At 62.9% G+C, this 12,965-nt stretch carries 13 protein-coding genes; 5 read left to right on the top strand and 8 right to left on the bottom strand.

All coding sequences use genetic code 11. The annotated features are described in order from the left end of the window. Window positions 1–61 precede the first annotated feature (61 nt). From MRBLMU1_RS25925 to cls, 3 genes are all read left to right on the top strand, one after another. Window positions 62–1,351, top strand: a complete 1,290-nt coding sequence (locus MRBLMU1_RS25925) for an acetyl-CoA hydrolase/transferase family protein (RefSeq protein ID WP_363507835.1) — start codon at window positions 62–64, stop codon at window positions 1,349–1,351. Between the two features lie 111 nt (window positions 1,352–1,462). Then, a complete protein-coding gene (locus MRBLMU1_RS25920) occupies window positions 1,463–3,622 on the top strand; it encodes a site-specific recombinase (protein WP_363507832.1) in 2,160 nt (719 codons plus the stop codon). Between the two features lie 11 nt (window positions 3,623–3,633). Further along, window positions 3,634–5,016 carry a cardiolipin synthase gene (gene cls / locus MRBLMU1_RS25915; RefSeq protein ID WP_363507829.1) on the top strand — a complete coding sequence of 461 codons (1,383 nt, stop codon included), beginning with the start codon at window positions 3,634–3,636 and terminating at the stop codon, window positions 5,014–5,016. A 171-nt stretch (window positions 5,017–5,187) separates the two neighbouring features. On the opposite strand, the gene MRBLMU1_RS25910 is transcribed toward cls, so the two are convergent. Genes MRBLMU1_RS25910 through MRBLMU1_RS25900 form a run of 3 tightly spaced genes read right to left on the bottom strand, consistent with a single transcriptional unit; the run spans window position 5,188 to window position 7,554 of the window. Next, a complete protein-coding gene (locus MRBLMU1_RS25910; RefSeq protein ID WP_363507826.1) occupies window positions 5,188–6,006 on the bottom strand; it encodes a metallophosphoesterase family protein in 819 nt (272 codons plus the stop codon). Window positions 6,007–6,016: 10 nt separating this feature from the next. After that, window positions 6,017–6,898 (bottom strand): diacylglycerol/lipid kinase family protein, encoded by an 882-nt coding sequence (locus tag MRBLMU1_RS25905; RefSeq protein WP_363508696.1) that lies wholly within the window; start codon window positions 6,896–6,898, stop codon window positions 6,017–6,019. A 14-nt stretch (window positions 6,899–6,912) separates the two neighbouring features. After that, window positions 6,913–7,554, bottom strand: coding sequence for a phosphatase PAP2 family protein (locus MRBLMU1_RS25900; protein WP_363507823.1), 642 nt, complete (start codon window positions 7,552–7,554; stop codon window positions 6,913–6,915). Window positions 7,555–7,788: 234 nt separating this feature from the next. On the opposite strand from MRBLMU1_RS25900, the gene MRBLMU1_RS25895 reads away from it, so the two are divergent. After that, complete coding sequence (locus tag MRBLMU1_RS25895; protein ID WP_209719781.1) at window positions 7,789–8,013, top strand: hypothetical protein; 225 nt, start codon at window positions 7,789–7,791, stop codon at window positions 8,011–8,013. 300 nt (window positions 8,014–8,313) lie between these two features. Here the strand turns inward: MRBLMU1_RS25895 and MRBLMU1_RS25890 are convergent, their stop codons facing one another. Continuing rightward, window positions 8,314–9,213 (bottom strand): LysR family transcriptional regulator, encoded by a 900-nt coding sequence (locus MRBLMU1_RS25890; protein ID WP_363507820.1) that lies wholly within the window; start codon window positions 9,211–9,213, stop codon window positions 8,314–8,316. 108 nt (window positions 9,214–9,321) lie between these two features. On the opposite strand from MRBLMU1_RS25890, the gene MRBLMU1_RS25885 reads away from it, so the two are divergent. Then, a complete protein-coding gene (locus MRBLMU1_RS25885; RefSeq protein ID WP_363507818.1) occupies window positions 9,322–10,335 on the top strand; it encodes a zinc-binding alcohol dehydrogenase family protein in 1,014 nt (337 codons plus the stop codon). On the opposite strand, the gene MRBLMU1_RS25880 is transcribed toward MRBLMU1_RS25885, so the two are convergent. From MRBLMU1_RS25880 to MRBLMU1_RS25865, 4 genes are all read right to left on the bottom strand, one after another. After that, window positions 10,332–10,868, bottom strand: coding sequence for a hypothetical protein (locus tag MRBLMU1_RS25880; protein WP_363507815.1), 537 nt, complete (start codon window positions 10,866–10,868; stop codon window positions 10,332–10,334). The two genes, MRBLMU1_RS25885 and MRBLMU1_RS25880, sit on opposite strands and share 4 nt — an antisense overlap. An 89-nt stretch (window positions 10,869–10,957) precedes the next feature. Continuing rightward, window positions 10,958–12,151, bottom strand: coding sequence for an alanine transaminase (alaC, locus tag MRBLMU1_RS25875; protein ID WP_363507812.1), 1,194 nt, complete (start codon window positions 12,149–12,151; stop codon window positions 10,958–10,960). A 98-nt stretch (window positions 12,152–12,249) separates the two neighbouring features. Further along, window positions 12,250–12,567 carry a hypothetical protein gene (locus MRBLMU1_RS25870; protein ID WP_363507810.1) on the bottom strand — a complete coding sequence of 106 codons (318 nt, stop codon included), beginning with the start codon at window positions 12,565–12,567 and terminating at the stop codon, window positions 12,250–12,252. Between the two features lie 54 nt (window positions 12,568–12,621). Next, window positions 12,622–12,918, bottom strand: a complete 297-nt coding sequence (locus MRBLMU1_RS25865; protein ID WP_363507807.1) for a hypothetical protein — start codon at window positions 12,916–12,918, stop codon at window positions 12,622–12,624. Window positions 12,919–12,965: the final 47 nt, after the last annotated feature.

Here is a 12,965-nt window from a genome sequence, read left to right as displayed (position 1 = left end):
TACGTCAAATTCTTCGCGACTTGGTTTATAGTGGGATTTCATTATGTGAAAGGCAAACGCCATGCATGTTGAATACGCCAGCAAACGCTGCTCTCCCGACCAGGCATTGGAATTGTTGAGGAACGGCGACACCATCATCGTGCCGACCGGCGCCGGCGAGCCTCCCTCGCTGCTGCACGCGCTGTCGGCCAGGCGCACCAGCTTCCGGGACGTCAGGGTGGCGCAGATCCTTGCGATGCGCAAATACGCCTACTTCGACTGCGACACGGTCGACCACGTGCGCCACGTCGCGCTGTTCTTCGGCGGCGCCTCGCGCTCGGCGGGACAGGCCGGCTGGGCCGACTTCATCCCGGCCTATTTTTCCGAACTCCCCGGCCTGATCCAGCGCGACCTGGTCCCGGCCGACGTGGTCTTCTCGATGGCCTCCCCGATGGACGAGCATGGCAATTTCGCGCTCAGCCTGGCGGCCGACTACACGATGGCGGCGATCCGCAAGGCCCGCGTGGTGGTGCTGGAAGTCAATCCGAACGTGCCGGTCGCCCATGGCGACTGCATCGTCCACCTGTCGCAGGTCACCGCCATCGTCGAGAACGACGAGCCGGTGATCGAGGTCGGCCTGCCGGCCATCGGCGCGGTGCAGCAGGCGATCGGCAAGCACGTGGCCGACATGATCGAGGACGGCTCGACCTTGCAGATCGGCTACGGCGGCATTCCCGACGCCGTGGTCCAGCAGCTGACCTCCAAGCGCGACCTCGGCGTGCACACGGAAATGATCGGCGACGGCATCCTCAAGCTGGTCGAATGCGGCGCGGTCAACAACAGCCGCAAAACCTTCATGCCCGGCAAGATGGTGGCCACCTTCGCGCTCGGCTCGCGCAAGCTGTACGACTTTATGCACCGCAACCCGATGCTGGAGATGCATCCGGTCAGCTTCACCAACGATCCCTACCTGGCCGGCCAGAACGACAAGCTGGTCGCCATCAACGCCAGCCTGCAGGTCGATTTGCTGGGGCAATGCGGCTCCGAGAGCCTGGCCCACCTGCCCTATTCCGGCACCGGCGGCCAGGTCGACTTCGTGCGCGCGGCCAACCGCTCGAACGGCGGCAAGGCCTTCATCGTGCTGCCGTCGACCGCCAAGGACGGCGCGATCTCGCGCATCGTGCCGACGCTGACACCCGGCACCCACGTCACCACCGGCAAGAACGACGTCAACTATGTGGTCACCGAATACGGCGTGGCCCAGTTGCGGGGCAAATCGGCGCGCCAGCGGTCCGAGGCGCTGATCGGCATCGCCCATCCGGACTTCCGCGCCGAGCTGCGCGAGGCGGCCAAGAGAATCTTGTTATGCTGAGCAGTGGAATTTCCTGACAGATAGAAATATGTTCGACAGCGTACATACTGAGTAATGCCGAGTGGATATACTGCGTTTTTTAGTCAAAACTGCGGTAAGTCCGCCCTTTGCATGCTCGAAATATTACAACGTATAGACGCGGAAAGCACGGACATCGGCCTGATGGTCGAACTGTTCGATACACTGCGTCCCAAGCACCCCGGCGATGGCGCGCGCGCCACCGCCAACGTGCGCACCCTTGCCCAATTGTTGAAGGGCAGCCCCGCGCACGCGCTTGCGTTGCGCGGCTACGCCTGCAGCCTGCTGACCAGCCGCCGCCATTCCAGCCTGTACACCGAGATCGGCGTCCTATCGAACGACGGCTTTTTCACCGAACTCAAACGCCGCATCGCCTTCCGCGTCCTGCCGCCGGCGCTGGGCAACGATTACCTGAGCGAAGCGCTCGACCAGGTGATCTACAAGCGCACCGACCGCATCTGGATCAGCGCGGTGCCGGCCCCCGACTGGCTGGCGTTGATCGACGTGATCTGCCATCCGCCCGACCGGCGCGAAGCGAGCCGCGACGACGCCACCACCCGCTGCGGACCCAACCTCATGCTGCCCGGCCTGCTCGAAGCGATACGGACACTGTCCTACCGCATCTGCGCGATCGGCCTGGAACCGAAGCTGACCAATTTCCACACCGAGATGGAGACCTACGAATCGCCCTTCATGGGACAGAATTTCGAGGTCAATGCCTATCTGGACAACTACCAGCGCAACCTCGCCGGCGAGGATGTCGCGGTCGAGGACGCGCGCCACCTGCTGGTGATGCTGGACCAGTGCGACGTGGTGGTCGGCAAGATCCGCAAGAAGGCGCTGCACCAGGGAACCAGCATCGCGCTGACCTATCTGCTGGTGGCGCTCACGCAAAGCATCGCCCGGCTGCGCAAGCTGCTGTTCCTGGTCGACGTCAGCGGCGAGCTGAAGGCGGAGTCCGGCGCGTCGGCCGCGCTGCTGATCGCGCCTGAGGAGCTGCAAGCGCAGCATCCGCACCCCTCCGGTCAGCAAGGCCAGCAAGGACCGCCGAGCCCGCGCCGCGCGGCCGCCGTCGGGCTGGCGCTGGAACTGGTCGAGGCGCACAACAACAAATACGCCGTCAGCGATCTGCTGCGCGACAATATCGACCTGCTGGCGCGCAACGTCACCGAAAACGCCAGCCACACCGGCGAGCACTACGTGGCCGACCACCGCAAGGAACTCGGCGGCATGTTCCTGTCGTCGGCCGGCGCCGGCGTCATCATCGGCTTCATGGCGCTGTTCAAGATCCTGATGTCCTACCTGCGCGCGGCGCCGCTGGTCGAGACCTTCCTGTTCAGCATGAACTACTCGCTCGGCTTCATGTTCATCCACGTGTTGCACTTCACGGTCGCCACCAAGCAGCCGGCGATGACGGCCTCGCGCATCGCCGCCGGCCTGCACAGCAGGGACGGCCGCAACATCGACATCGAAAGCATGGCCGAGCTGTGCAACAAGGTCATCCGCACGCAGAACATGGCGGTGCTGGGCAACCTGGCCACCGCGATTCCCACCGCGTGGCTGATCGCGATGGCCTGGCCCCACCTGACCGGCCACCATCTGGTGACGCCGGACAAGGCCATGCATCTGCTGGCCGATATCGATCCGATCCACGGCCCGGCCCTGGTGTACGCCGCCATCGCCGGCGTGTGCCTGTTCGTCGCCGGCCTGATCTCGGGCTACTACGACAACAAGGCGCTGTACACGCGCTGGGCGCAGCGCATCGCGCAACTGCGCGGCCTGCGCTGGCTGCTGGGCCGCGAGCGCCTGGACCGCTTCGGCGTCTACATGGAAAACAACCTCGGCGGCCTGATGGGGAACTTCTTCTTCGGCATCCTGCTCGGCGTCATGCCGCTGCTGGGCTTTTTGCTCGGCATGCCGCTCGACATCCGCCACGTGACGTTCTCGTCGGCCAACTTCGCCACCGCCATGGTTGGCCTCGACTACAACGTCAGCTGGCAGCTGGTGGTGACGTCGGTGGCCGGCTTCGTCCTGATCGGCACGGTGAATTTGCTGGTCAGCTTCGGCCTGGCGTTGTGGGTGGCGCTGCGCTCGCGCCAGGTACGTTTCAAGCACGGCTGGCAGCTGATGAAGGTGCTGGGCCGCAGGTTTATACAAGGGCCGATCTCGTTCTTTTTCGGCTCGGCTGCAGAAGAGGCGGCGCCGCTGGCGCTGTCCGATGAATCGAAATCACCCCAAAAGGCAAACAGATGAAATCCTCAAGCATGCGTATCTGGCTTCCCATGTTCCTGATGTGCTGGGGCTTGCTGGGCGCATGCGCCTCGCTGCCCGACGTCGCCGCCATGGGCGACAAGCTCGAACCGGCCGCCGCCACGCCCAGCGTCAAGGGCAAGAACGGCGACCTTGGCGCGGCGCGCACCAGGGCGCTGCTGGCCAAGCGCTGGCCCAAGGGCTCGCTCGACCTGAAGCAGCAAGCGGTGCTGGAGGAAGCGGCCACCGGCGTGCCCCTGATCGACGGCAACAAGGTCACCCTGCTGTTCGACGGTCCGCAGACAATGGGCGAAATGCTCAAGGCCATCAACGGCGCGCGCAACAACATCAATCTGGAAACCTACATCTTCGACCAGGATGAACTCGGCATGCAGTTCGCCGACGCGCTGATCGCCAAACAGCAATCGGGGGTGGTCGTCAACATCCTGTACGACAGCGTCGGCACCATCGGCGTGCCGGCCGAATTCTTCGACCGCATGCGCAAGGCCGGCATCAACCTGCTCGAGTACAACCCCATCAATCCGGCCAAGGTCAAGGGCGACGAGTGGAAAGTGAACAACCGCGACCACCGCAAGGTGTTGATCGTCGACGGCAAGACCGCCTTCACCGGCGGCATCAACATCAGCGCCGACTACTCCAAAGGCTCGCTGTTCCGCTCCCGCGGCAAGCAGGCCAAGCAGAAGGACGACGTCGGCTGGCGCGACACCCACATCAAGATCGAAGGGCCGGCCGTGCACGCGTTCCAATGGCTGTTCGTGCGCCAATGGGCCACGCAGGACCGCACCGACCTGCCGGAAGCGGAGTACTTTCCGCAACAGGTGATCGCCGGCGACAAGGTGGTGCGCGTGCTGGCGAGCGATCCGGGCGGACAGTTTGAAATCTTCAAGGCCTACAGCCTGGCGATCCAGGAAGCGAAAAAGAGCATCCACCTGACGTCGGCGTACTTCGTGCCGGACCGTCAGACGGTGGACGCGCTGATCGCCGCCGCCAAACGCGGCGTGGACGTCACGATCGTGCTGCCGGGGGTGTCGGACAGCGGACTGGTGTTCCACGCCAGCCACGCGCTGTATGACGAGCTGCTGTCGAACGGCATCAAGATCTACCACCTCAAGCTGGCCGTGCTGCACGCCAAGACCGCCGTCATCGACGGCACCTGGTCGACGGTGGGCTCGACCAACATCGACACGCGCAGCTTCCTGCACAACAGCGAGCTGAACGTGGTGGTGCTGGGCGCGGCGTTCGGCAACGAGATGGAGAAGGCGTTCCAGGAAGACATGCGCGACTCGAAGCAGATCACGCTGGCGGACTGGCGCAACCGGCCGCTCACGGACCGCATGAAGGAATGGGCGGCGCGGATTATGAATTATTGGTTGTGATGCGTGCGGCGTGCGGGCGTGCGGCGGCCACACAATTCGCCAACACCTAAACCACGTAGGGCGGATTAGCGTAGCGTAATCCGCCATGCATGCGCCGTCAGCGGCTCACAGATGGCGGATTACGGCGTTCCGCCTAATCCGCCCTACGTGTTTCCGTGGCTACTCGAAGCGTCAGGCCTTCGCGGCCATATGCCATGCCTCGCCGATGCGGCGGAAACACTCGGTCATCACGCGCTCGAAACTGCCGGTGCCGTCGACCCAGCTATACCGGTCGACCTCGATCTGCTCCGCATCCACCCGGATCACATTGAACGAATTCGATTCCCCCCGCCCGCGCGTGGACGTGGCCGTACCGGCCTGCACCACCAGCGCCGCATATCCGCTGAGCTTGTAACGATCGGCGCTATTGCCGGCGTGGCTAGAATGCAAATGCCCCGCCAGCAGCAAATCCACGCCGCACTCGGAAAACGCCCGCATCGCCATCGGCGCACGGTCGACCAGGTCGTCCTTGTCGAACTTCTCCGGCAAATCGAACGGATGGTGCGTGACGATGATGCGCGTGAGGTTGGGATTGACCGCGCTCATGCGCTGGCGCATCTGCGCCACCTGCTCGTCATTGATGCGTCCGTCCTTGAACGTCAACGAGCGCGCGGTGTTGATGCCTAGGATGGCGATCTCGTCGTCGATATATTCCGGCGCCAGATCCAGCGTGACGTAGCGCGTGTACTTGCGCAGCGGCGTCAGGAATCGCGTGGCGACGTTGTACAAGGGGATGTCGTGATTGCCCGGCACCACGATCTGCGGCCCCGGCAAGGTGTCGAGAAACGCGCGCGCGGCCTTGAACTCCTCGGTCTTGGCGCGCTGCGTCAGGTCGCCCGAGACCACCACCACATCCGGCGCCAGCCTGGCGGTCAACTCCTGCAACGGCGCCAGCAAGGCGTGGTCGACCCTGCCAAAATGCAGGTCCGATAAATGGACGATGGTTCGCATGCTCTCCCTCCTACGTGGCCGGCACGACAGGAACTATCACGCTCAGCGCCTTGGCTCTGGAACGATAGCATAACGGCGGCGTCATCACGGTCACTTCACCGTCCGTGGCGACGCGCATTTGCCGATGGCGCGTTTCGATCACCAGATCGGTGGACGAGAGCACGTCGAAATCCTTGGCCTCCGACAGCCGGCCGAACAAGGCGTGGATGGCGTAGCGAAGCAAGCCCAGCCGTGTGGGCTTTTGCGCGACGTACAAATACATCTTGCCGCTGTCGAGCCGCTCGCGCTCGCCCATGGTCAAGCCCTGCATGTATTCGTTGTTGCCGATGAAGACGAACGGCGTGCGGCGCAGATGCTCGCCGCCGTTGATCTTGAGCCGCACATTCATGAACGGAAAACGCCGCGCCGCGACGAACACGGCGCGCGCGAACGCGGGCCACTTGCCGCGTCCCAGATGCTTCTGCTGCTTTTCGCGGTCGCGCACGATGTCCGGATAGATGCCCAGGCTGGAGTTGTTGAGGAAGATGCGGCCGTTGACCTCGCCCACGTCGACCTGCGCCGTCGCGCCGTGTACCGCATTGGCGACGGCCTCGTCCAGGTCCAACGGAATATTCAAATCCTTGGCGAAGTGGTTCAAGGTGCCGAGCGGCAGCACGCCCAGGCGGGTCCGGCTACCGACCAGCGCCGACGCCACCGCGTTGATGGTGCCATCGCCGCCACCGGCCACAACGACCGGCGCGCCATCGGCCACGGCGCGCTTGGCGCGGGCGATCATTTCCTCGCCGCTCTTGGCCAGCGTGATATCCGCTTCGGCGCCTTGCGCGCGGAATATTTCCGCCAACGCGGCGGACCAGCCGCCGCAGTACCCCTGCCCGGCGCCGGCGTTGACAATGACTACAATACTGTTCAGAGCGTTCCCCCGGAATCATTCGATAAGCTTTTCGCCTCGCGCCGGCGGCGCAGCGTGGAAATCGCCGTGATGCAAATCGTCAGCCACGCCGCGCTGCCCGCCATGCCGGCGAGAACATCGCTCAAATAGTGCGCGCCAAGATAGACGCGACTGAAGGCCACCAACAATACCATTACTGTACAGGCCGCCGCTGTGCCCAAACGCACACTCCACCCCTTGCAGGCGATCATCACATAGCACGCCAACAGGCCGTAAAACAGGGTTGCCGCCGACGCGTGCCCGCTGGGGAAACTGTACGTCGCCAACGTGACCAGTGGCTCATCGAACACTGGACGGCTGCGCTGGAAGGTGTATTTGAGCAGCACGTTCAGTAGCATGCCGCCCGGCACGCCCAGCAGCAACGCCCAAATCCAGTAGACCTGTCCGCGCTTCCACAGATAGTAGCCGAAGGCGGACGCCATCAGGATCACGCCCGGCATCATGTGTATGGTCGTTATCACCATCATGATGGACGTCATCGGCTCGAAATGGTTGGCGTTGAACCAGTTGGCGATGTGCAGGTCGAGCACGGTGATCTCTTCCTGCCCCATGACCTCGGACGCCAGGTGGCCGAACATGGACACGGTGGCCACCATCATCAGCAGGCCGATGGTCAGGTGCAGGCCGAATTCGCCGCCCGGCGACAGTCTTGCTTCGATGAAACGAATGGATTTGCTGAAAATTTGGTGCTCCCGGTTGGATGGCCGTCGAAGTTGGCGTAAAAACTACGAAACAACGAATTTACTGTTTATTTACACAGTACCTGTTTATTCATACAGTACTTATGCTATTCTGAACTCCTCGTTAAACGCTTCTCCCAAAAGGAAAATGTCATGACAACAGTTAATAACAGCTTCAGCTCCCGCTTCGGCCTGGAATATATGCCTACTTCCTTCCTGGTCCGCATGGGCAAACGCGAATTGCTGGTCTGCCGTGATTTCCGCAAGCGCTACTACGCGGTCAACCCGGTCATCGAATGCGACACCGGCGTGCAAGCCGGGCATCTGGAGGTTCTGCTGTGCCGCCGCTGGCTGTTGATCCTGTCGAAGGCGCACTAATGGTTGCCGGTGCCAGCTGCCCTATCCAGTCGCAAGACAGGCCGGCCGATGCCGCGACCTCGCTCGCGCTCCTCACCTGGATCTGGCAGCTGGCGAGCCGTCATCAGCCCGACGCATCTTGCCGCAGCCCCGCCGTCGAGCGCGCCCAGCCAGCCGTTGAGGCGCAATTCAATGACACTCAACATTGAGCCATGAAGCTATGTTAAGGGGTTTTGCCATCGCCACAAGTATGCGCGCTGTTGCTTTAATGACTTTTTAAGCGAATTTGTAAGCACTAGCCGCGCCCACTCAATGCGGGCGCTAAGCCTTTTCGCATTGCGCGCGCAAAAAATCCCGCAGTTGCAGCACCGTCGGCGTGATCTGCGAGCGGTGCATGCACAGCATGTTCAGCGGCGTAGGTTCGCCGAGAACGTCCGGCATCAGGATGTGCAGACGCCCGCCGCGGATATCGTCGCGAAGATCGAGCCGCGATTTGTAGGCCACGCCCAGTCCCGCCACCGCCCAGCGCCGCACCACGTCGGCGTCGTCGGCGCTGCGGTTGCCGTTGACGTGAACCGCCACCGGTTCGCTGGCGTCATCCGAATAAAAACTCCAGCGGTCATGGATCACATCCTCCAGCATGAAGCGCAGGCAGTTATGGCGCGCCAAATCCTTTAGCTCGGTCAGTCTGCCATGCTGCTTGATGTAGTCGGGCGAAGCGACCAGCACGCGGCGGTTGTCCGGCGCCAGCGGCAGCGCGATCAGACTGGAATCCTCCTGCCTGCCGTAACGGATGGCGATATCGACCGGCTGCCGGTACATGTCCGAGACGCGGTCGCTGATGCTGAGCTGGAAGCTCACCTTCGGATACTGCGCCTGGAACTCGTCCAGCCAGTCGACCAGCATATTGCGCCCCAGATCCGACGGCATCGAAATCTTCAGCGTCCCGCCCAGGCTCTCCTGCCCCTGGATCAGCGCGTCGTGGCCATCCTTCAGCAGCCGCAGCGCCTCGCGCGCGTGCCGCAGGTAGTGCTCGCCCTCCTCCGTCAGCCGCAGCGAGCGCGTGGTGCGGGCGAACAAGCGCAAGCCCAACTCCCGCTCCAGGCGCTTGACGCCGGCACTGGCCAGCGCGGGGGAAATCTCCAGCTCGCGCGCCGCCGCCGACAGGCTGCCACGGTCGGCGGTGCGGACAAAAACAGTCAAATCATCAAGTCGTAGCATTTTCTTCGTTTTTTTGAAAGTGTTTCGCTGAAGCGCCCCTTTTTCCGCGTCACGAAATAAATGATGATACTCCCATCCGCATCCCATCCCTATTCCCAGGAGAAGTCCATGAAAGCCGTTGCCTACCGTAAGTCCCTCCCCATCGACGATGCCGACTCGTTGATCGACATCGAGCTGCCCGCGCCACAGGCCCAGGGCCGCGATCTGCTGGTCGAAGTCAAAGCCATTTCAGTCAATCCAGTCGACGTCAAGATCCGCGCCAACGCGGCGCCGGCCGAAGGCGAGGCCAAAGTCATCGGCTGGGACGCGGCGGGCGTGGTCAAGGCGGTCGGTCCGGACGTGACCTTGTTCAAGCCGGGCGACGAAGTCTGGTACGCCGGCGACCTGACGCGTCCCGGCACCAACAGCGAGCTGCACCTGGTGGACGAGCGTATCGTCGGCCACAAGCCGAAGAATATCGACTTCGCCCAGGCCGCCGCGCTGCCGCTGACGGCCATCACCGCGTGGGAGCTGCTGTTGGATCGTCTGGAAGTGAGCCGGGACAAGGGCGTGCAAGGACAATCGCTGCTGGTGATCGGCGCGGCCGGCGGCGTCGGTTCGATCCTGGTGCAGCTGGCGCGCCAGTTGACCGGGTTGACGGTGATCGGCACCGCCTCGCGTCCGGACACGGCGGCTTGGGTAAAGGAGCTGGGCGCCCATCACGTGATCGACCACAGCAAACCGCTGAACGAGGAAATCGCCCGCCTTGGCCTACCGCCGGTGAGCCATATCGCCAGCTTGACCCACACCGACCACCATTGGAGCGCGATCGTCGAAGTGCTGGCGCCGCAAGGCAAGGTCGCGGTGATCGACGACCCGGCCGCGATCGACGTCCGCCTGCTCAAGCGCAAGAGCGCCTCGCTGCACTGGGAATTCATGTTCGCGCGCTCGATGTTCAACACGGCCGACATCCAGAAGCAGCATCAACTGTTGAACGATGTGGCCGTGCTGATCGACACCGGCGTGCTCAAAACGACCGTGGGGGAACATTTCGGCACGATCAATGCCGCCAACCTGAAGCGGGCGCACGCCCTGCTCGCGAGCAATCGCGCCAAGGGCAAGATCGTGCTGGAAGGGTTTTAAGAGGCGGACCCAGCGGCCGCGCGCTCGCGCTCGTGAATCTGCTGGGCCCGCAGCACGGCCAGTACCGCGCTGTCATGCGCCACCAATGCTTCCTGCATGGTGCTGGCCGATACGCAAGACGTCTCCAGCACCTGGAGAAAGATTGCTTGCCGGCGTCTCAGTCCCTGCGACTGGTAGCCGAGCTGCTCGAACATGCGGCCGACGTCGATACAATAGCCGCGCAGTTCCCACATCGTTTTCTTGGTGACTTCGATATCGTCGCGCATGCTGTGGTCGACATCGATCAATTCCAGCCGCGCCGGCCCCTCCTTGCCGAAATCGCGTATCGTCGGCAGCCATTGCTCGAACTTGCCGGCGATACGGCGGATGCGGACGATTTTCTGATCGAGCGTACGGCAATAGTGCCAGCATAGCCAGCACACTGGCAGGCGCGCCACGAAGCGTGGCAGGCCGACCGTGTTCAAGGTGGTCTCGAGTTTTTTTACGGCGGCGATGAGGCGCCGCGTGCTGTCGCCGATAGGCAGTGGGGGCATAATGAAGCTCCTGTGTTGGTTCAGGAGCTACATTAGCCGCCGCATCGGACCTCGCGTTTGATGCGGCTTAAAGAGCGCGCAGATTTTTGCTACACTTTGCGCAACATGGCTTTGATACCACGCAACCCTTGGCGTATGCGCGCCTCGTTTTCGATCAAGGCGAAGCGAACATATTCGTCGCCGTAGTCGCCAAAGCCGATGCCCGGCGACACGCAGACCTTGGCCTCGGCCAGCAGCAGCTTGGAGAACTCCAGCGAACCGAGGTGGCGGTAGGCCTCCGGGATGCGCGCCCAGATGTACATCGACGCCTTCGGCTTGTCGACCGGCCAGCCCGCTTCGCACAGCCCCTTGTGCAGGACATCGCGACGGCTCTGGTACATCGCGCAGATCTCGCTGACGCTGCTCTGGTCGCCCTCCAGCGCGGCGATCGCGGCCACCTGCACCGGCGTGAAGCTGCCGTAGTCGTGGTAGCTCTTGATGCGCGCCAGCGCCGCGACCAGCTCCTTGTTGCCGACCATGAAGCCGATGCGCCAGCCGGCCATGTTGTAGCTCTTGGACATGGTGAAGAATTCCACCGCCACGTCGCGCGCGCCCGGCACCTGCATGATCGACGGCGCCTTCCAGCCGTCGAAGGTGATGTCGGCGTAGGCCAGGTCGTGCACCACCAGGATGTCGTGCTGCTTGGCCAGCGCCACCACCCGCTCGAAAAACTCCAGCTCCACGCATTGCGCGGTCGGGTTCGACGGGAAGCCGAGTATCATCATCTTCGGCTTCGGATAGCTTTCGCGCACCGCGCGCTCCAGTTCATCGAAGAAGTCGACGCCGGGCGTCATGCGCACCGAGCGGATATTGGCGCCGGCGATGACCGCGCCCCAGATGTGGATCGGATAGCTCGGATTCGGCACCAGCACGGTGTCGCCGGCGTCCAGCGTGGCCAGCATCAGGTGCGCCAGGCCTTCCTTCGAGCCGATCGTGACGATCGCTTCCGAGTCCGGATCGAAGTCGACCTCGTAGCGGTTCTTGTACCATTTGGTGATCGCGCGCCGCAGCCGCGGGATGCCTTTGGAGGCGGAGTAGCCGTGCGTGTCGGGACGGCGGACCGTGTCGACCAGCTTGTCGACGATGTGCGACGGCGTGGCGCCATCCGGGTTGCCCATCGACATATCGATGATGTCTTCGCCGCGACGGCGCGCCGCCAGCTTGAGCTCGGCGGTGACATTGAAAACGTAGGGAGGCAGGCGATCGATGCGCGAAAATCTGCGCGGAGTTTGGGTGTCAGTCATGAATGTCTCACGTAAGCGCCCGGAACCGTCCGAGCGACGTCGATGCAATGTTGCATCGGCATCCATACTAGCCCATCAATTCACGTTCTGGCAAGACCTTACGCGGGCGACTGGTTTTGCTCGTCGCTGAACCATTCGAACAGGATCAGGCCGACGATCGACGCGATCGGAAAGCCAAACACAGCGATCACCACCCACAACGCTGGCGAGCGGCCCAGGCGCTTGGCGGCCACGCCGACAAAGATCAGATGCAAGATGGAACTGACGGCGATGCCGAGTCCGGCGAGGATGATCAGCGCGACCGAAGCCGTCGTGTGCTTGACGAGCGGCGGCAGAAACGCTGCGATGCAGCCGATCCAGATGACCAGCGTGACGGCGGCGGCGGCGATCGGTTGTTGTGCGCGGGCGACTTGCATGGCTTCTCCTGGATCAAGCGACCATGCTGCCACGATCTGGCACCAAAAGCAACACTAGCGGTAGGGCGGCATCTGGATGATGATCGGGGCTGGCGGAGGCGCCGGCGACGCTTTCGGTACCGCGTTGTTTAACACAAACGTCATTACCGTGACAGCCGCGACGCTCATGCCGACCGCCATGCCGACGATCCACTTGACCAACGTGGCGCTAAGCTCGGCCAGATCGGCCTTGGTCGCCATCTGTTCCAGGCGAGCCTCGATTTTCGCGAGCCGTTCGCGCGTCTCGACGGCAAACTCTTCAAGCTTGTCGAGTCTGCTTTCTATCTTTGCCAATCTGAGGTCGAGATCCATATGAACATGGTAGGCCGACGATGCGCTCTCAGGCAAGCTGAGCCAAT

This window comes from Burkholderia sp. LMU1-1-1.1 (assembly GCF_040675865.1).
Lineage (GTDB): Bacteria > Pseudomonadota > Gammaproteobacteria > Burkholderiales > Burkholderiaceae_D > Rugamonas.
This window is presented reverse-complemented; position numbering and strand designations above follow the sequence as displayed.